The following is an 18,766-nucleotide window of genomic DNA, read 5'->3' as shown; positions in this document are numbered from 1 at the left end:
GCTGAAGATCAGGGGGTTACATCGAACAGCGTCGCGCCGCTCATCGGATCAAACGGTGCCGACCAGTGTTCGTGGGCAATCTTCCACGCCCCGCCAACTTGCCGATAACAGGCGGTCACACGCATCCAGCAACTCTGGGTTTCGCCCTTGTCATTGGTGCCGCCGCAGTTGGCCACCCAGTGGGCGAAGGCAATGTCGTCGGCGCTTTCGATGGCGATTTCGTGGAACTCGAAGATGTGCGGGCCGGGGCACATTTCCATGCACTCGACCCAGTGCGCGCGGTAGGCCGCTTTGCCTTTGAATTGCAGGGCCTTGATCGCATCGAACGAGACGATGTCGTCGGCGTACAGGGCCATGACTTTCTCGACGTCCTTGGCCATTACCGCTTCGCGATAGGTATTGATCAGGGTCTGGATTTCGCTTTGTGCGCTCATGGTGTTCTCCGTGTTTTTTGTTGTGAAGACACCCTTAGTCGTTTGCCCTTTGCGCAGATCGACAGGGCAAACAAAAAAATTTCGCCGACAACAATGTCGCTAGAATCCGAGCTTCAATCCTTGTAGGAAAAAGGAAATTCCCGTGTCAGCCCAACTCGTGCCTTACGACAGCCTCAGCCCTTTGCAGCGTGAGCAAGTCGAGTCGATTGAAATTCACCCCGAGCAGATCAAGTTCTCCGGAGACATCCACGGTGCCCTGCACACCCTGCTGTCGAAACCCGGCCCCGGCGTAAAGGGTTTTGCCCTGCTGGCGGACGACGCACCGGTGGCGTTTCTGCTGCTCAAGCGCCCGCCGGTATTGCCCGACTGGGCCGACGAACACAGCGCCACATTGCATGCTCTGCAGGTCGATCGGCGCGCGCAGGGCAAGGGTTACGGCAAGGCGTGCCTGCAAGCGCTGCCCGCTGTCGCCCGTGAAGCGTGGCCGGAGATCAAGGGGCTGGAATTGTCGGTGGACGCTGATAACGAGGCGGCGATTGCGCTATACGCCAGGCATGGCTACGTCGACAGCGGCGAAGCGTACAAGGGCCGGATTGGGTACGAGCGGCGGATGGGGCTGTTTTTTTAAATCGTAGAGGGATAACGATGATTGACTCAATCGAAGCACTGGAAGCTATTTACGGATTGCCCCACGAACGTGCGGTGCGCAAGCAGATCGGCTTTCTCAACGAGGATTATCAGGCGATGGTGCGCCTGTCGCCGCTAGTGATCGTCAGCTCGGTGGGGACCGATGGCCTCGATAACTCGCCGCGCGGTGATGCGCCGGGGTTTGTTCGGATCATTGATCAAAACACGTTGGCCCTGCCGGATCGCCCGGGCAACAACCGCATCGATACCTTGCGCAATGTGCTGCACGATTCGCGGGTGTCGCTGCTGTTCATCATTCCCGGGATCGGCGAAACATTGCGGGTCAATGGCACGGCCCTGATCAGCGATGAACCGGCGTTGCTGGAGAGTTTCGCGGTGAATGGCAAACCGGCGAAAACTGTGTTGCTGGTGACGGTGGACGCGGCGTTTTTTCACTGTTCGAAAGCCTTTGTCCGCTCGGATGCGTGGAATCCCGAAACGCACCTGCCGCGCTCGGCCTTGCCATCTGCTGGCGCATTTCACAAGCGTCTGAATGACGGCCAGTTCGACGCCGACACCTACGATCGGGAAGCGCCGAAACGGGTGCGTGAAAGCCTTTACTAACCGCGTAACTACAAACACCTCAAAACCCTGTGGGAGCGAGCCTGCTCGCGAAGGCATCGTGTCAGTCGACACTTGCTTAGCTGAAATACCGCTTTCGCGAGCAGGCTCGCTCCCACAGTTTTGATTGAAGTTCAGAGGGTCAGGATCATCTCGTGCCACGCCATGCCGCCGTGGTCGGATTCGGACGGTTTGATGTAGGCAAAACCGAAACCTGCGTATAGCGCGATGTGCTGTTCCTTGCACATCAGATGAATCGTCGCTTTGTCCATGGCGCGCATGCGCTCGATGAATTCGCCGAGCAGGCGCTTGGCCAGGCCCTGCCCTTGGTAATCCGGGTGCACCACCACCGACATGATCACCACGTTCGGCCCTTTCGGGTCGTGGCCGATCAGTTCCTTGAACGCCTCGTCGGACATCTGCACGTCGAACGCCGCGCCGGAATTGATGAAACCGGCGACCACGCCGTCCACCTCGGCGACGATGAAGCCGTCCGGCCAAGTGGCGATGCGCGTGGCGATCTTTTCGCGGGTGGCGGCTTCGTCGCCTTCGTAGGCGACGGTTTCGATGGCGTAGCAGCGGTCGAGGTCGGCGGCGCTGACGTTGCGGATCACGGTGTTCATGGCAGCTCAAAAATCTGTGGAAACAAGGCCCGCCAGCATAATGCAGAACCAACGGGGCGGACATGCTCCACCTCGATTGTTACGCCGCTCAGGCCTTGATCGGCAGCCAGATTTCCAGGGTGCCGGTATTGAGTTTCGGGTTGTAATCCTCGCTGTAGCGCTCGAATTCCGGGGCGTCCGCCGCTTCGTGGCCGGACTGCGGCAGCCAAGTGTTCCAGATGTACTGGAAGGTGTCAGGGAGTTGCGCCAGTGACCCCTTGTGCTCGAACACCGCATATTTCTGCGGCTGGATTTCAACCCAGCGGTACTTTTCCGGCAGGTCGTCGAGCTTGTCGATCTGCACCCCGGCGATGTATTCGAAACCGCCCTCGCCGTCCGCATTGCAGCAAACGCCGTAGGTTACTTCGTTGACTTGCGCGGGGATTTTTCCCAAGTGCGGGATCAGCTTTTCCCACAACGCGGGAATGTCTTCGGTGGTCTCCTGAGTGAATCGCCCGCCGAAACCGGCAATCAGCAGAAATTGCCCGTGTTCGAAGCGAGGCTCGGTTATCTCGACGCGTTGTTCTTCATCCATGACGCGACTCCTCAGAACGGAATAATGGATTCGGCTGGGAGTATAGAAAGCCCGACCCGTTTCGCACGTTTACAGCGAGTGCAACTGCTCGACGGCGCCCGAGCCGACGAACTCGTTGTAGCCGGAAACGATCACGTACACCGCGAAATAGCAGAAGATCGCCGCCGATGCCAGATAGGAGTAGCGCAGCAGCTTGTCGCCCAGCAGCTTGCCGCCATGGCTTGCTGCGAAGCACAGACCGGCCGACCACAGCAGCCCGGCGCAGAGAAAACCACCGAGAAACAGCGCCGAACTCAACGGACCACCGCCACCGGATCGCGCAATCAACGTGCCGCCGACCGCAGCAAACCAGAGAATCGCACTCGGCGAAGACATGGCGAGGAAGATGCCGCGGAAGAATTCCTTGCGATGAGAGTTCTGCCCCACTTCCGCCGTTTCCGCCAGCAGCGCTTCGTGGTGAATCGCCGAGTAAATCATCTTCGCCGCGAAGTAGATCAGCAGCGCCGAACCGCCAATCCATAGCACCCAGCGCACGGTTTCGTATTGCAGCAAAACGGTCATGCCGGCTAGCGCCAGCACCGCGTAGATCAGGTCACCGACGCAGGTGCCCAGGCCCAGGGCGAAGCCCTGAAAGTAGCCGCGCTGCATGGCCAGGGTGATCATCGCGATGTTGGCTACGCCGATATCCAGGCACAGCGAAAGGCTCAGCAAGAAGCCGCTGGTGAATTCCATTGACCGATTTTCCTTGAAAAAAATGTTTACAAGCGCGCTGGACAGTATGCCATCACTGCCCTTATCTTCCGCCACAGGTCACCGCAGTGACCAGCGTCGCTCGGACGGTTCCGGGCGCTTACGTTATCCGAGGCAACAATGGCCGAACAAGGTTCGCCGCGCCGCTTTGCGCGCATAGATCGACTCCCCCCTTACGTGTTCAACATCACCGCCGAGCTGAAAATGGCCGCTCGCCGCCGTGGTGAAGACATCATCGACCTGAGCATGGGCAATCCCGACGGCGCCACGCCGCCGCACATTGTCGAAAAACTGGTGCAGGTCGCCCAACGTGAGGACACCCACGGTTACTCGACGTCCAAAGGCATTCCGCGCCTGCGCCGGGCGATTTCCAACTGGTACAAGCAGCGCTACGAAGTCGATATCGACCCGGAAAGCGAAGCCATTGTCACCATCGGTTCCAAGGAAGGCCTGGCGCATTTGATGCTGGCCACCCTGGACCAGGGCGACACCGTGCTGGTGCCGAACCCGAGCTATCCGATCCACATTTACGGCGCAGTGATTGCCGGCGCTCAGGTGCGTTCGGTGCCGCTGGTGCCGGGGGTGGATTTCTTCGATGAGCTGGAGCGCGCCATTCGCGGCTCGATCCCCAAGCCGAAAATGATGATCCTCGGCTTCCCGTCGAACCCGACTGCACAGTGTGTGGAACTGGATTTCTTCGAACGGGTGATCGCCCTCGCCAAGCAGTACGACGTTTTGGTCATCCACGACCTGGCTTATGCCGACATCGTCTACGACGGCTGGAAAGCGCCGTCGATCATGCAGGTGCCGGGGGCCAAGGACATTGCGGTGGAGTTTTTTACCCTGTCCAAGAGCTACAACATGGCCGGCTGGCGTATCGGTTTCATGGTCGGCAACCCGGAATTGGTCAGCGCCCTGGCGCGGATCAAGAGCTACCACGACTACGGCACCTTCACCCCGCTGCAAGTGGCGGCGATTGCCGCGCTGGAAGGCGATCAGCAATGCGTGCGCGACATCGCCGAGCAGTATCGCCAGCGTCGCAACGTGCTGGTCAAAGGCCTGCATGAGCTGGGCTGGATGGTCGAGAATCCGAAAGCGTCGATGTACGTCTGGGCGAAGATTCCCCAGGCGTATGCGCATCTGGGCTCGCTGGAGTTCGCCAAGAAACTGCTGGCCGAGGCCAAGGTCTGCGTCTCGCCGGGCGTGGGTTTTGGCGAGTACGGTGATGACCACGTGCGCTTCGCGCTGATCGAAAACCAGGATCGCATCCGCCAGGCCGTGCGCGGGATTCGCGGGATGTTCCGCGCGGATGGCTTGGTTACCAAATAACTGACACGCCTCTGATCGTTCCCACGCTCTGCGTGGTAATGCAGCCCGAGACGCTCTGCGTCTCAAAGCGGACGCAGAGCGTCCATTGAGGCATTCCCACGCGGAGCGTGGGAACGATCAAGCAGGAAGTCCACGCCCACAAAAAAACCGCATCGCTGCGGTTTTTTTGCGCCTGCAAACTGCCGCTTAAACGAACAGCGACAGCAGCAGGATAAAGCCCAGGCCGACCACCGAGAGGATGGTTTCCATCGCGGTCCAGGTCTTGAACGTTTCGGCCACGGTCATGTTGAAGTACTGCTTGACCAGCCAGAAACCGGCGTCGTTGACGTGGGACAGGATCAGCGAACCGGCGCCGGTGGCCAGCACCAGCAGCTCACGGTTGACGCCCGGAATCATGCCGACAACCGGTACCACAATGCCCGCGCCAGTGATGGTCGCCACGGTCGCCGAACCGGTGGCGATTCGGATTACCGCCGCCACCAGCCACGCCAGCAGGATCGGCGAGATCTGCGCGCTGACCGCCATGTGGCCGATCACGTCACCCACGCCACTGGTCACCAGCATCTGCTTGAAGCCACCGCCGGCACCGATGATCAGAATGATCGCAGCGGTAGGCGCCAGACTTGCGTCGAGCCACTTGAGCATCTGGTTGGAACCGATGCCCTGCTTGTAGCCGAAGGTGTACAGCGACAACAGCAACGCCAGCAGCAGTGCGGAGATCGGGTGGCCGATCATGTCCATCCAGATGCGGAAGAAGTTGCCGTCCGGCAGCGCCACGTCAGCGAAAGTTTTCAGCAGCATCAGGAACACCGGCAGCAGCACGGTGACCAGAGTAATGCTGAAGCTTGGCAGGTTGGCCGAATCGTTTTCACGGGCCAGTTGATCGACCAGCTCCTGATTCGGGTGACCGGGAATGTGCTTGGCGATGAAGGTACCGAAGATCGGACCGGCAATGATGGCGGTCGGCAGCGCGACGATCAGACCGTAGAGAATGGTCTTGCCGATGTCAGCGCCGAACACGCCGATGGCCAGCAGCGGGCCTGGGTGCGGCGGTACCAGACCGTGCACCGCAGAGAGGCCGGCGAGCAGCGGGATACCGATCTTGATGATCGATACGCCAGTGCGACGCGCAACGATGAACACCAGCGGAATCAGCAGCACGAAGCCGATTTCGAAGAACAGCGGGATGCCCACCAGGAACGCGGCGAACATCATTGCCCACTGGACTTTGTCCTTGCCGAAGGCGCGGATCAGGGTCTGGGCGATCTGATCGGCGCCGCCGGATTCGGCCATCATTTTGCCGAGCATGGTGCCCAGGGCAAGGATGATGCCGACGAAACCGAGCACGCCACCGAAGCCGTCCTGGAACGCCTTGATGATGGTGTTGATCGGCATGCCGGAAGTCAGGCCGAGGAAAGCGGCGGCGATGGTCAGGGCTATGAACGGGTGAATCTTGAATTTGGTGATCAGGATAATCAGGCCGATTACCGTGACCACCGCATCGAGCAGCAGGAACGTCTCGTGGGACATGCCAAACATGGGGGGTGTCTCCTGGATTGTTGTTGTTATTAAAGCGGGTTGAACAGAAGTCGGGAGGACAGCGCTGTCTTTTTCAACATGCTCATACCGCCTGTTTCAGACCGTTGGCCTGCCACCAGACGTGAGCCTGCAGGGCCAGCTCTTCGACGCTGTGAATCGAGGCATTGAGCGGCAGGGTCAGCGGCTCGCCCTTGGGCGATTCGAGGGTGGCGAACTGGCTTTCGATCAACGTCGCCGGCATGAAGTGGCCCGGGCGGTGCGATACGCGCTCGGCGGCGACTTCCGGGGTCAATTCAAGAAACACGAAACCGAGGCCCGGCAAGGCACTGCGCAGACGTTCGCGGTAACTGTGTTTAAGGGCGGAGCAGGTCAATACCGGGCGCTGGCCTTGGGCATCGACGCGACGCAGTTCATCGCACAGGCTGTCGAGCCAGCCAGCGCGGTCTTCGTCGTTCAGGGGGATCCCCGCGCTCATCTTTTCGATGTTCGCGGCCGGATGAAAAGTATCGCCTTCAATGGCAGTGGCGCCGCTCAATTGGCACAGGGCCTGGCTGACGCACGTCTTGCCGCAACCGGCAACGCCCATGATGACCAGGGCGGTGATGGGATGACTCATATAACACCTCAGCGCGCAGACAGCGCTACCTTTGCTAGCTATGACTCTAGTGCACAGGCAGAAGTTGCCGACGCCTTCTTGTCGTTTTTTTGGGTTGCAGCAGGTTTGTTCCCGACGCCAAAAAGCACAGATCAGGCAGGACCGCGCTCACGCATTTGCAGCTGCATCAGGACAGCGCTACCTTAGTGCCTTGATTTTTGTTTGGCAAGCCGCCCGATGACCTCCCCCAAGAACGATAAAAATACCCGCACCACCGGCCGTCCGACCCTCAACGAAGTAGCCCGCCTGGCCGGCGTCAGCCCGATCACTGCCTCGCGCGCCTTGCGCGGGGTGAGCACGGTAGCCACCGAACTGGTGGAAAAAGTGCAGAAAGCCGCGCTCGAACTCAACTATGTGGTCAACCCTGCCGCCCGCGCTTTGGCCTCGGCGCAGAGCCATTCAGTGGTGGTGCTGGTGCCGTCGCTGTCCAACCTGCTGTTCATCGACACGCTGGAAGCCATTCATCGGGTGCTGACGCCCAAGGGCTTCGAAGTGTTGATCGGCAACTTCCACTACTCGCGCGATGAAGAAGAAAACCTGCTGCGCAACTACATGGCTTATCAGCCGCGCGGCTTTCTGTTGACCGGTTTTGATCGCACGGAAAGTTCGCGGCGGATGATCGAGGCCAGCAACATTCCTTGCGTGTACATGATGGAGCTGGACAGTGCTGCCGGAGTCAATTGCGTGGGTTTCTCGCAGTTGAGCGCCGGGGAAACTGCCGCCGAACACCTTCTGTCTCGCGGACGCAAGCGCTTGGCCTACATTGGCGCGCAGCTGGATCAACGCACGTTGTTGCGCGGTGAAGGCTTCCGCAAGGCGTTGCAGAAGGCGGGCCGTTACGACCCGGATCTGGAAGTGCTGACGCCACGTGCTTCGTCGGTGGGTCTGGGTAGCGAGCTGTTTCTGCAATTGCTGGCGGCGCATCCGGATGTTGATGCGATTTTCTTCGGCAACGATGACCTGGCCCAAGGCGCGCTGCTGGAAGCCTTGCGTAACGGCATCAAGATTCCCGAGCAAGTGGCGATTCTCGGTTTCAACGATTTGCCGATGTCCGAGCACATGGTCCCGCGCCTGAGCAGCATCAACACCCCGCGCGAGGCGATCGGCCGGCGCGCGGCGGAGCAGATGCTGACGTTGATGGCGGGTAACAAAGTGGCGCGGCCGGTGGAGGATATGGGGTTTGAGCTGAAGGTTCGCGAGAGTACCTGACCCTTCACAAATGCTGAGTTGAAACACAACCCTTGTGGGAGCGAGCCTGCTCGCGAAAGCGCTGGGTCAGTCAGCATTGATACAGCTGACACGACGCCTTCGCGAGCAGGCTCGCTCCCACAGGGGATCTCTACCAAATTCAATGGCTGAGCAGGTCAACCAGGGCCTGCGCGCCCTTCTGCAAGGGCTGGCTCTTGAGCCACACCGCGTGCACCGGCAGCACCAGGCCATTTTCGATGTTGCGAAAATTCAGCCTTTTCAAACGTCCCGCGTCCAGCCACGGCTGCACCACCGACAGCGGAAAATTACCCCAGCCCAACCCCGCTTCGACCATCTCCATTGCCGTCTCGAGATTGTCCGTACGCCAGTAGGATTCAGCCACCAACGGCCGCGTTTCGCTGATCGGCAGGTCGCGGCTGGCGACGATGATCTGCCGCACCTGCACCAGATCTTCAAGAAACACATCCCGCCCCTGCAACAACGGGCTGTCCGCCGCCAGCGTGGCGATCATGCGTTCGCTGCCGACAAACTGAAACCGCTCCAGCGCATTCACGCTCAAACCGGCGAACGCCAGGCACAGGCTGACCCGGCCAGTGTGCAACATCGCCAGCACATCATCCTGTGGCGCGGTCAGCACTTCGATGTCGAGCAACGGATGCCGCTCGGCAATCACCTTGATCGCTGCCAGCAAGCGCCGCCGATCGATGTCCGCAACCACGCCAATCGACAACCTGCTTTCCAGCCCCAGCGACAGCTCCACCGCGTGCACCTGCAGCTGCTTGAGCTGTTCGGCGATCAACCGTGCGTGCGGCACTAACGACTGGGCCATCGCCGTGGGTTGCGGCTCGCGATGACTGCGATCAAACAACGCATAACCGAGCTCGGCCTCAAGGTTGGCGATGCCCATGCTTACTGCCGACGGCACCTTGCCCAACTGCCGCGCCGCAGCGGAGAACGAGCCGCGTTCGATCACCGCGAGAAATAATTCGATGCTGTCGCTGCTGAAATTCAAATGCCTCACCTATCAATAAGACTGAAAGCTACCGACTTTTTCTGTCAGGTCTATTGAAGCTATCTTTCGCCGCCTTCGCCAGCCCCGCTGGCCAACATTCGGCAAGAAAGAGGCAAATCTGCATGCAAGGCGTGAAACGCAAACTGGTCTACGTGTCGCTCTACGAAGTGATCGGCATGACCTTCTCGGCACTTGGTCTGGCACTGTTATCGGGCACATCGCCGGGCAGCACCGGGCCGCTGGCGGTGATCATCACCAGCATCGCCGTGACCTGGAATTTCATTTACACCTCGTTGTTCGAGCGCTGGGAAAGTCGCCAGGTCTCGCGCACCCGTACGGTCAAACGGCGTATCGCCCATGCGGTCGGCTTTCAATTGACGCTGATCGTGTTTCTGATTCCGCTGATTGCGTGGTGGATGCACATCAGTCTTGTGCAGGCGTTCCTGCTGGATCTGGCACTGATCATTTTCATTCCTTGCTACACCTTCGTGTTCAACTGGCTGTTCGACCGGATCTTCGGCCTGCCGAACTCGGCGCTGCCGGATTCTGCCGCTGCGGCATAAATCGCTAATTCGTAAGCAGATACTGCGAGAAATCAGCGGTTTGACCGGGTAAACCGCTTGTATTCACAATCCGCAAACACCGATAGCAGGCTAAGCTTTTCCATCAATAAAAAATGGATCAGCTTATGACTGCTCACACTCCCGCCGCTGCGCCCAGTGATGGCATCGACCCGGTACGCGCCGCCGAAATTTCCGCCCGCATCGATCGACTGCCCGCCGTTGCCACCATCTGGCGTCTGGTGGCGCTGCTGTCGATCGGCGGATTTTTCGAACTCTACGATCTGTTCCAGACCGCCTACATCAGCCCCGGGCTGATTCGCGACGGCTTGTTCGCCACGGGCAAGCAAGGCGTGTTCGGTTTCTCCGATCAGGCGGCGTTTGCCTCGGCGACGTTCCTCGGCCTGTTCCTCGGCGCCAGCCTGCTCAGTCCGCTGGCGGATCGTTTCGGCCGCCGGGCGATCTTCACCTTCGCGCTGATCTGGTACACGGCGGCGACAGTGCTGATGGGGATTCAGACTTCGGCGCTGGGCATCATCGGCATGCGTTTTCTGGTCGGCATCGGCCTCGGTATCGAGCTGGTGACCATCGACGCTTACCTCTCGGAACTGGTGCCCAAGCGCATGCGCAGCTCGGCGTTTGCCTTTGCGTTTTTCGTGCAGTTCCTCTCGGTGCCGGCGGTGGCCTTGATGTCGTGGTGGCTGGTGCCGCAAGCGCCGTTCGGGGTGTCCGGCTGGCGTTGGGTGGTGCTGGCCAGCGCGGTGTTTGCGCTGTTTATCTGGTGGCTGCGCAAGCGTCTGCCGGAATCGCCGCGCTGGCTGGCGCAGCATGGTCGCTTTGATGAGGCCAACCGGATCCTCGACCATCTCGAAGCGCGCTGCGCCAAGGATTACGGCCAGGCGCTGGATGCGCCGGAACCGGTGTCAGTCGATGTCGAAGGCAAGGGCCGTTTCGCCGATATCTGGCAACCGCCCTACCGCCGCCGCGCGTTGATGTTGATCGTCTTCCACATCTTTCAGGCGATCGGTTTCTTCGGTTTCGGCAACTGGTTGCCGGCGCTGCTTTCGGGGCAAGGCGTGAGTGTCACCCACAGTCTGATGTACGCCTTCATCATCACCCTCGCCTACCCGCTCGGGCCGTTGCTGTTCGTGAAGTTCGCCAACCGCTTCGAAAACAAATGGCAGATCGTCGGCTCGGCCCTCGGCGCGATGACCTTCGGCACCCTGTTCGCCCTGCAGAGCAGCGCGTTCGGGCTGATCTTCTGCGGGGTAATGATCACCTTCTGCAACGCCTGGCTGAGCTTCAGTTATCACTCCTATCAGAGCGAACTGTTCCCGACCAACATCCGCGCCCGCGCGGTCGGGTTCTGCTATTCGTTCAGTCGCTTGTCGACGGTGTTCAGCAGTCTGCTGATCGGCATGTTTCTGGATAATTTCGGCACGCCGGGGGTACTGGCGTTTATCGTCAGCAGCATGCTGATCGTGATGCTGACCATCGGCTGGTTCGGTCCACGAACGCGTAATCTGGCGTTGGAGAATATTGCTCATCGCTGATGGCTAATACATGACTCAACTGTGGGAGCGAGCCTGCTCGCGAAAGCGTCGTGTCAGTGGCTATAGGCTTGACTGACACAACGCTTTCGCGAGCAGGCTCGCTCCCACATTGGCTATTGGTGACGTTGAACAGCTCAGTTCAATTGCAGGGTTTCATTGAACTGACTGATCGCATCCACCACATGCCGCGAGCCCTGCTGAATCTCGAGGATCACCTCGCCCGCCTCGTTCGCCAGCTCCACGCCCAACCCGGTTCGGCTCAGGCTCGACTGCATGCTCGACACCGCGCTCAGCGACAGGTCGTGGTTCTTGCGCACCACGTCGACAATTTCCAGAGTGGCCTGACTGGTCCGCGCGGCGAGGCTGCGCACCTCATCGGCGACGACGGCAAAACCGCGTCCATGCTCACCGGCGCGCGCCGCTTCGATCGCTGCATTGAGTGCCAGCAGGTTGGTCTGGTCGGCAATGCCGCGAATGGTCTGGACGATGGTGCCGATGATGTCCGACTGTTTGCTTACCGCATCGATGCTCACCGCCGCTTCGTTCAGATCGCGGGAAATGTCCTGAATGATCTGCACGGTCTGCTGCACGACTTGTGAGCCTTTTTGCGCGCAGGCGTCGTTTTGTACCGAGGTGCTGTGGGCCGATTCCGCAGCGTTTTGCAGGGTGGTCATCTGCCGGGTGATGTCGCTGGCGAACTTGACCACTTTGTACAAGCGGCCCTTGGCGTCGAACAGCGGGTTGTACGAGGCTTCCAGATAAACCATCTGGCCGGACTTGTTCTTGCGTTCGAAACGGTGCGAGTGATATTCGCCGCGATTGAGCGAAGCCCAGAAAGCTTTGTATTGCGCGGATTCGGCTTCGGCACGGTGACAGAACAGGCTGTGGTGCTGGCCGACAATTTCAGGGTGCGCGTACTGCATGGTCTGCAGGAAGTTGTCGTTAGCGCGGATGACATTGCCTTCGGGGGTAAACTCGATCACCGCCATGGAACGGCCGATCGCCGCGAGCATGGCTTCTTCTTCATGCTCTTTGTTGATGCGTGCGGTGATGTCCGCCGCAACCTTGATCACACTTCTGACCTGTTTGTCGGGCCCGAACACCGGCATGTAACTGGCTTCAAGCCAGATCTCCCGGCCGCTCTTGTTCAGGCGCAGAAAAGTGCCGCTGAGCGGTTCACCACGGGCCAGGTCACGCCACAACTTCGCGTAGTCCTCGCTGCGGTAGAAGCTTTCTTCACAGAAGATCCGATGGTGTTTGCCGCGCACTTCTTCGGCGCTGTAGCCCATGGTCTTGCAGAAGTTCTCGTTGGCGTCGAGGACGATGCCGTCCGGGGTGAACTCGATCATCGCCATCGAACGGCTGATCGCCTCTATTTTCGCGTTGGCCTCGGTCAGCGCACAGCTGAAGCGTTCGATTTCCCGCAGGTCAGCCTTGTGATGTAGGTTGAACATGGTTGTATCACCTTCCGCGCGTTCTTTTGATTTGATGAAAGTTCTGGTCTTGCAAGATCCATCACTACGTTCCACAGAACAGGCACACTCCTTCCTCCACGGGAGGAAGTTGTCAGGTGATAAATGATGATCAATCGGAGGGTCCCAGCAGCGACGCTCTGATCAAGACATCCTTTTCTTGATAGCCCGCAAGCGGGCCAGCCCTAACGTGTAGAAGAACTTCCATTTAGATGACGCTCCTTGTTGGTTCAGTGTCGGTGCCTTGGATTGCGCACTCTGGCAGCATGAATCACGGACCAACCTGCGCCATCGGCCGGTTGGCATGACGGTCGACATGGTTAGTTACCTGCAAGCATAGCCAGCGCAACGCCGGGCGCAAGGCCACTAGTCGGCCAGTATCTGGCACTTTTTGCACAAGAAACGGTTCAGCGCGGGGAAACAGTGTGGTGAAAACGGACGTTTTCGCCAGCGAAGCGGAAGCCCGCGAAACGGGCTCCCGTAGAGATTGCTTAATGGCCGAAGATATCGACCTTCTTGGCTTTCTTCTCGGCACGTTTTTCAATCGCAGTCTTGGCCGGTTTCTTCTTCGCAGCTTTCTTTGAATCCATACCTTTGGACATGATCGGTACTCCACTCACAGGGGTGTGAGTTCAGGTATACACCTATCCCGAGGCGTGCGTTCTTTTATAATCGGCGCTTTTCGCAGCGACAGCCCGAACCATGTCCGATATCCACTACAGCCAGCTCGACGAATCGTTGTGGCCGCTGATGAACAAGTTCTACCGCAGCCACCAGTCGTCGATGAAAGCCGTGCGCGAGGCGCAGTTGTGGGTAGCGCGGCGCGGCGAGATCGTTGCGGCGCTGTGTTTGCGGCCAGTCTCGGGCGGACACTGGCTGACGGGGTTGTTTGTTGATCCGCAGTGCCGGGAACAAGGTGTCGCTGCGCAGTTGATCGCAGCGGCGGTTGCCCAGGTGGACGAGCCGGTGTGGCTGTTTTGTCATCCGGATTTGCGCGGGTTTTATGAGCGGCGTGGCTTCAGTTTCGATCCGCCGCTGCCGCAGGCGATGGCCGAGCGGTTGAGCCGGTATGCGCGGAGCAAGCCGATGATTGCGATGGGGCTCAATCCCGCAGATTTACGCTGAAACCCTGTGGGAGCGAGCCTGCTCGCGAATGCGGTGTGTCAGCGCCGAATCTGGTTCTGATACTCCGCGTTCGCGAGCAGGCTCGCTCCCACAGGTATTGATGGTGTTCTGACAATCAGTCGTCAGCGTTGGGATCAAGGTCCGGAAACAGCACTTCGGTAAAGCCGAACTTGCTGAAATCGGTAATCCGTGACGGATACAGTCGTCCGATCAGGTGATCGCATTCATGCTGCACCACTCGCGCATGAAACCCCGAGGCCACGCGCACGATCGGCTCGCCCTTGGGATCAAAGCCTTCGTAGCGAATCTGCTGATAACGATCCACCGCGCCGCGCAGCCCCGGCACCGAAAGACAGCCTTCGAAGCCCTCTTCCATCAGCGGATTCAACGGCGTGATCAGCGGATTGATCAGGATCGTCTGCGGCACCGCTTCGGCGTCCGGGTAACGCTCGCTGTGTTCGAAGCCGAAGATCACCAGTTGCAGATCGACGCCGATCTGCGGCGCCGCGAGGCCAACACCGCCGACGCTTTCCATGGTCTGGAACATGTCGTCGATCAATTGCCAGAGCTCGGCGCTGTTGAACATTTCCGGTGGTACCGGCGCGGCGATGCGTAGCAGGCGCTCATCACCCATTTTCAGAATTTCACGAATCATGGTCGCGCTTCGTCAGTGTCCGGCTTGAGCGAATGATCGCGGCCCAGGCCCGAGACGTGTTGTTTGGGGGATTCGTCAGGCTCGCCAGGGGCTTTTTCGCCCTTTTCCTTGCCTTCGGCGGACATGTGCTCAATCACCGCGTTCATCTCCGCGCCGAGCAACAGGACTGCGGAGGAAATATAGAAATACAGCAAGAGCACGATGATCGCCCCGATGCTGCCATACATCGCGTTGTAGTTGGCGAAGGTTTTCACGTAGAAGGCAAACCCCAACGAGGCGAGGATCCACACCACCACGGCCAGGACTGAACCTGGGGTGATGAAACGGAATTCCTGTTTGACGTCGGGCATTACGTAATAGATCAGCGCCACCGCAACCATCATCAGAATCACGATCACCGGCCAGCGGGCGATCGTCCACACTGTGACGATGAAGTATTCCAGCCCCACCTGTGCGGCAATCCAGCCCATCACCTGTGGCCCGAGCACCATCAGCGCAGCGGCGATCAGCAGCATCCCGGCGATGCCAACGGTGTAGACGATCGACAAAGGGAAACGCTTCCAGATCGGCCGGCCTTCGACCACGTCGTAAGCGGCGTTCATCGCGCTCATCATCAGGCGCACGCCGGCGGACGCGGTGTACAGGGCGATCACGATACCGATGGACAGCAGGCCACCCTTGGATTGCTGCAACTGGTCGATCACCGGGTTGACCTGCTCCAGTGCTTGCGGCGGCAGCACCAGTTCAGATTGCAGACGCAGCCAGGAGAAGAAATCCGGCAGGTGCAGGAAACCGATCAGGGCGATCAGGAAAAGAATGAACGGGAAGAGCGAGAACAGCATCTGGTAGGCCAGCGCCGAGGCGTAGGTCGACATTTCGTCATCGACGAACTCAGTGACCGTGCGCACCATCACCCGGTGCAGGGGCAGACCTTTCATGTCCGGGAATATCATTCGCGTCTCCTTGCGCCGCAAAAGGTTGAAGTCGTGGCGACTCAGGGGCCGTTTTTTACCTCAAGGTAGCCTAGTTGACGAGCCTTTGGCGGATGACCGCAGGGTTCTGATACAAAAACGGCCATCCTTGGATGGCCGCTCGTGTGATTCGTTCAAGGCTCGCTTACGCCTTGTCGACGCCCTTTTTCACAGCGTCCTTGGCGTTGCCGACCGCTTGCTGGGCTTCGCCTTTTTTCTCTTGGACTTTGCCTTCAGCCCGCAGCTTGTCGTTGTCAGTAGCTTTGCCGACGCCTTGTTTGACGTTGCCGACGGCTTCGTTGGCCATGCCTTTTACTTTATCGCCTGTGCTACTCATGGTGTTTCTCCGTGAAGCATAAAGGGAAGAAAAGTCATTACGTAACGATTGACCGGTGCGCTTTGCGCCGAGTTTCATTTATTTTGCCGGCATTTCGTCGTGGCATGCAGGTTGCGCTTTATGTTTGCCGGCGTTGCCCCGAGAATGCTCAGCCTACGGGCGCTGCGCCCGGCACACCGATTCGCAGGAATGTCATGAAGCTCAATAAAACCCAGGCCATCGCCCGTCGCAACCAGGAACTGGGCGGCGCCGTGCTCGGCACCAACAACTGCCACTTCGCCGAACTGAACCGTAACCGCAACATCTGGTGGTTCGACCTGCCGGTGTCGCGTCTGGCCATCGGTCAGTACGAGTGGATTCACTTGCTGCTGCACACCCCGGCGACCGATGAGTTGCTGCACCTGAAAGTGCCGACGGTGTTCCTGCGCGAAAAGCTCGAAGGCCTGGTGATTCGCAACGAAGGCAAACGCAAGGCGGCGCTGAGCCTGGAATTGAGTGCGGACAAGGATTCGTATCTGCAGGACATGCGACCGGCGGGGACCAATGTGAATTTTGCGCCGTTTCGTCAGTAGGATTTGCACTTGATCGTTCCCACGCTCTGCGTGGGAATGCATCTCGGGACGCTCTGCGTCCCTGCAGTGCTGGACGCGGAGCGTCCGGGGCGGCATTCCCACGCGGAGCGTGGGAACGATCAGTTCACCAACAAAAAGCCCCGCATCTGCGGGGCTTTTTATTTACGCGGCAGACTTGGCCTTGATCTTCTTCAGCTCTTCATCCCGCAATTCGCGGCGCAGGATCTTGCCGACGTTGGTAGTCGGCAGCGCATCGCGGAACTCCACCGAGCGCGGCACCTTGTAGCCGGTAACGTTGGCGCGCATGTGGTCCATGACCTGCTCTTTGGTCAGGGTCACGCCCGGTTTGGCGACGATGAAAATCTTGATCGCCTCACCTGACTTCTCGTCCGGCACGCCAATTGCCGCGCACTGCAACACGCCCGGCAAAGTCGCCAGCACGTCTTCCAGTTCGTTCGGATAGACGTTGAAGCCTGACACCAGAATCATGTCTTTCTTGCGATCGACAATGCGCATGTAGCCGTCCGGCTGGATCAGCGCGATGTCACCGGTTTTCAGCCAGCCGTCGCTGTCGAGCATTTCATCGGTGGCTTCCTGACGCTGCCAGTAGCCCTTCATCACTTGCGGGCCCTTGACGCACAGCTCGCCGATTTCGCCCAGCGGCTGCTCGACACCGGCATCGTCGATGACTTTGCACAGGGTCGACGGCACCGGAATGCCGATGGTGCCGATCTGGATGTGCTGGATCGGGTTGACCGTGGCCACCGGGCTGGTTTCGGTCATGCCGTAGCCTTCGCAGATGGCGCAACCGGTCACGGCTTTCCAGCGCTCGGCCGCCGCCAGTTGCAGGGCCATGCCGCCGGACAGGGTGACTTTCAGGGCGGAGAAATCCAGCTTGCGGAAACCTTCGTTGTTGCACAGCGCCACGAACAGCGTGTTCAGACCGACGAAACCGCTGAACTTCCACTTCGACAGTTCCTTGACCATCGCCGGCAGGTCGCGCGGGTTGCTGATCAGAATGTTGTGGTTGCCGATCAGCATCATTGCCATGCAATGAAAGGTGAACGCATAGATGTGATACAGCGGCAGCGGCGTGATCAGGATCTCGCAGCCTTCGTTGAGGTTGGAGCCCATCAGCGCCTTGCATTGCAGCATGTTGGCGACCAGGTTGCGGTGCGTCAGCATCGCGCCCTTGGCTACGCCGGTGGTGCCGCCGGTGTATTGCAGCACCGCGACATCGCCGCTGTCCGGGTTGGCTTCGGCCACTGGCTGGCCGTGGCCCTTGCTCAGGACGTCGTTGAACTTGACGGCTTTGGGCAAGTGATAGGCCGGGACCATTTTCTTCACGTACTTGATGACGCTGTTGATCAGCAGGCGCTTGATCGGCGGCAGCAGGTCGGCGACTTCGGTGACGATGACGTGCTTGACGCCGGTCTTCGGCACCACGGCTTCGGCCAGGTGCGCCATGTTCGCCAGGCACACCAGGGCTTTGGCGCCGGAGTCGTTGAATTGGTGTTCCATTTCCCGCGCGGTGTACAGCGGGTTGGTGTTGACCACGATCAGCCCGGCGCGAATGGCACCGAAGACCGCGACCGGGTACTGCAGGACGTTGGGCAGTTGCACGGCGATTCGATCACCGGGCTGCAAGTCGGTATGCTGTTGCAGATACGCGGCAAAGGCACCGGACAGCTCGTACAGCTCACCGTAGGTGATTGTCTTGCCGAGGTTGCTGAAAGCCGGTTTGTTGGCGAAGCGTTGGCAGGATTGCTTCAACACTGCCTGAATGTTCGGATACTCGTCTGGATTGATCTCGGCTGCGATTCCAGCCGGGTACTTATCCTTCCAAAAGTCTTCGATCATGGAAGCCCACTCCTCAGCAACGCGAATTCTTCACCGCATTTGATGCGATTATTATTGGTGTGTGTTTTGTATTGGTGAATCCGGCGTTTTACAGGCCGAGAAGTCACAAAGCGCGCCGAGAGTAGCAGCTTTGCCAAGGGTCGACCAGAGCCAAAAGAGGCCCCTACAGTCATATTGATGACTCAAGACTTGCCAGCGGTCATTTTAGAGCAAAAATCCTATTAAACCGTGAAAGCCCCGTAGTCATGGGGTGTAAAAGCAAAAGATCGCAGCCTTCGGCAGCTCCTA

19 protein-coding genes and 2 pseudogenes are annotated in these 18,766 nt (G+C 59.2%); 8 read left to right on the top strand and 13 right to left on the bottom strand.

Annotated features, from left to right (window positions below; all coding sequences use genetic code 11):
* Positions 1-8: 8 nt before the first annotated feature.
* A complete protein-coding gene (locus AC0IXA_RS13840) occupies positions 9-434 on the bottom strand; it encodes a YybH family protein (protein WP_471813479.1) in 426 nt (141 codons plus the stop codon).
* A 142-nt stretch (positions 435-576) separates the two neighbouring features.
* Here AC0IXA_RS13840 and AC0IXA_RS13835 point away from each other — a divergent pair, with 142 nt between their 5' ends.
* Positions 577-1,062: a GNAT family N-acetyltransferase gene (locus AC0IXA_RS13835; protein WP_341638969.1), complete on the top strand. Its 486-nt coding sequence runs from the start codon at positions 577-579 to the stop codon at positions 1,060-1,062.
* A 17-nt stretch (positions 1,063-1,079) separates the two neighbouring features.
* Positions 1,080-1,685 (top strand): pyridoxamine 5'-phosphate oxidase family protein, encoded by a 606-nt coding sequence (locus AC0IXA_RS13830; RefSeq protein WP_341638968.1) that lies wholly within the window; start codon positions 1,080-1,082, stop codon positions 1,683-1,685.
* 131 nt (positions 1,686-1,816) lie between these two features.
* Here AC0IXA_RS13830 and AC0IXA_RS13825 read toward each other — a convergent pair whose 3' ends face one another.
* From AC0IXA_RS13825 to AC0IXA_RS13815, 3 genes are all read right to left on the bottom strand, one after another.
* Positions 1,817-2,305, bottom strand: a complete 489-nt coding sequence (locus tag AC0IXA_RS13825; RefSeq protein ID WP_016773555.1) for a GNAT family N-acetyltransferase — start codon at positions 2,303-2,305, stop codon at positions 1,817-1,819.
* A gap of 88 nt (positions 2,306-2,393) precedes the next feature.
* Positions 2,394-2,879 (bottom strand): GyrI-like domain-containing protein, encoded by a 486-nt coding sequence (locus AC0IXA_RS13820; RefSeq protein WP_471813476.1) that lies wholly within the window; start codon positions 2,877-2,879, stop codon positions 2,394-2,396.
* A 69-nt stretch (positions 2,880-2,948) separates the two neighbouring features.
* Positions 2,949-3,611, bottom strand: coding sequence for a LysE family translocator (locus AC0IXA_RS13815; protein ID WP_016773553.1), 663 nt, complete (start codon positions 3,609-3,611; stop codon positions 2,949-2,951).
* 138 nt (positions 3,612-3,749) lie between these two features.
* Between AC0IXA_RS13815 and alaC the strand changes: the two genes are divergently transcribed.
* On the top strand, positions 3,750-4,958 hold the full coding sequence (gene alaC, locus AC0IXA_RS13810; protein WP_016773552.1) for an alanine transaminase: 1,209 nt from the start codon (positions 3,750-3,752) through the stop codon (positions 4,956-4,958).
* Between the two features lie 186 nt (positions 4,959-5,144).
* On the opposite strand, the gene AC0IXA_RS13805 is transcribed toward alaC, so the two are convergent.
* Positions 5,145-6,497, bottom strand: coding sequence for a GntP family permease (locus tag AC0IXA_RS13805; RefSeq protein WP_016773551.1), 1,353 nt, complete (start codon positions 6,495-6,497; stop codon positions 5,145-5,147).
* Between the two features lie 82 nt (positions 6,498-6,579).
* The gene (locus tag AC0IXA_RS13800) at positions 6,580-7,113 is read right to left on the bottom strand and encodes a gluconokinase (RefSeq protein WP_016773550.1); all 534 of its coding nucleotides are present in this window, start codon (positions 7,111-7,113) and stop codon (positions 6,580-6,582) included.
* A 216-nt stretch (positions 7,114-7,329) separates the two neighbouring features.
* On the opposite strand from AC0IXA_RS13800, the gene gntR reads away from it, so the two are divergent.
* On the top strand, positions 7,330-8,361 hold the full coding sequence (gene gntR, locus AC0IXA_RS13795) for an HTH-type transcriptional regulator GntR (protein ID WP_471813473.1): 1,032 nt from the start codon (positions 7,330-7,332) through the stop codon (positions 8,359-8,361).
* 139 nt (positions 8,362-8,500) lie between these two features.
* Here gntR and AC0IXA_RS13790 read toward each other — a convergent pair whose 3' ends face one another.
* Positions 8,501-9,373, bottom strand: a complete 873-nt coding sequence (locus tag AC0IXA_RS13790) for a LysR family transcriptional regulator (RefSeq protein ID WP_471813471.1) — start codon at positions 9,371-9,373, stop codon at positions 8,501-8,503.
* A 122-nt stretch (positions 9,374-9,495) separates the two neighbouring features.
* Between AC0IXA_RS13790 and AC0IXA_RS13785 the strand changes: the two genes are divergently transcribed.
* Both AC0IXA_RS13785 and AC0IXA_RS13780 read left to right on the top strand, forming a co-directional pair.
* On the top strand, positions 9,496-9,936 hold the full coding sequence (locus AC0IXA_RS13785) for a PACE efflux transporter (protein WP_471813469.1): 441 nt from the start codon (positions 9,496-9,498) through the stop codon (positions 9,934-9,936).
* 125 nt (positions 9,937-10,061) lie between these two features.
* On the top strand, positions 10,062-11,486 hold the full coding sequence (locus AC0IXA_RS13780; RefSeq protein WP_471813467.1) for an MFS transporter: 1,425 nt from the start codon (positions 10,062-10,064) through the stop codon (positions 11,484-11,486).
* A 134-nt stretch (positions 11,487-11,620) separates the two neighbouring features.
* Here AC0IXA_RS13780 and AC0IXA_RS13775 read toward each other — a convergent pair.
* Both AC0IXA_RS13775 and AC0IXA_RS13770 read right to left on the bottom strand, forming a co-directional pair.
* Positions 11,621-12,052, bottom strand: a pseudogene (locus AC0IXA_RS13775) (methyl-accepting chemotaxis protein); the annotation flags it as partial.
* A gap of 114 nt (positions 12,053-12,166) precedes the next feature.
* Positions 12,167-12,835: pseudogene (locus AC0IXA_RS13770) on the bottom strand (PAS domain-containing protein); the annotation flags it as partial.
* 825 nt (positions 12,836-13,660) lie between these two features.
* Here AC0IXA_RS13770 and AC0IXA_RS13765 point away from each other — a divergent pair.
* Positions 13,661-14,083, top strand: a complete 423-nt coding sequence (locus tag AC0IXA_RS13765) for a GNAT family N-acetyltransferase (RefSeq protein ID WP_056787980.1) — start codon at positions 13,661-13,663, stop codon at positions 14,081-14,083.
* 115 nt (positions 14,084-14,198) lie between these two features.
* On the opposite strand, the gene def is transcribed toward AC0IXA_RS13765, so the two are convergent.
* From def to AC0IXA_RS13750, 3 genes are all read right to left on the bottom strand, one after another.
* On the bottom strand, positions 14,199-14,738 hold the full coding sequence (def, locus tag AC0IXA_RS13760) for a peptide deformylase (RefSeq protein WP_041479189.1): 540 nt from the start codon (positions 14,736-14,738) through the stop codon (positions 14,199-14,201).
* Positions 14,735-15,691 carry a YihY/virulence factor BrkB family protein gene (locus AC0IXA_RS13755; RefSeq protein ID WP_041479188.1) on the bottom strand — a complete coding sequence of 319 codons (957 nt, stop codon included), beginning with the start codon at positions 15,689-15,691 and terminating at the stop codon, positions 14,735-14,737. Before AC0IXA_RS13755 ends, def begins: the two co-directional genes overlap by 4 nt.
* Positions 15,692-15,854: 163 nt before the next feature.
* Positions 15,855-16,046 carry a CsbD family protein gene (locus AC0IXA_RS13750; protein WP_042607250.1) on the bottom strand — a complete coding sequence of 64 codons (192 nt, stop codon included), beginning with the start codon at positions 16,044-16,046 and terminating at the stop codon, positions 15,855-15,857.
* Positions 16,047-16,240: 194 nt separating this feature from the next.
* Between AC0IXA_RS13750 and AC0IXA_RS13745 the strand changes: the two genes are divergently transcribed.
* The gene (locus tag AC0IXA_RS13745; protein ID WP_016775519.1) at positions 16,241-16,618 is read left to right on the top strand and encodes a hypothetical protein; all 378 of its coding nucleotides are present in this window, start codon (positions 16,241-16,243) and stop codon (positions 16,616-16,618) included.
* 162 nt (positions 16,619-16,780) lie between these two features.
* Here AC0IXA_RS13745 and fadD1 read toward each other — a convergent pair whose 3' ends face one another.
* On the bottom strand, positions 16,781-18,478 hold the full coding sequence (fadD1, locus tag AC0IXA_RS13740; protein WP_471813463.1) for a long-chain-fatty-acid--CoA ligase FadD1: 1,698 nt from the start codon (positions 18,476-18,478) through the stop codon (positions 16,781-16,783).
* Positions 18,479-18,766 lie beyond the last annotated feature (288 nt).

The sequence above is a fragment of the Pseudomonas sp. AC083 genome (genome assembly GCF_979253165.1).
Note: the sequence above shows the minus strand (reverse complement) of the source record. Positions and strands in the feature narration are given on the sequence as shown.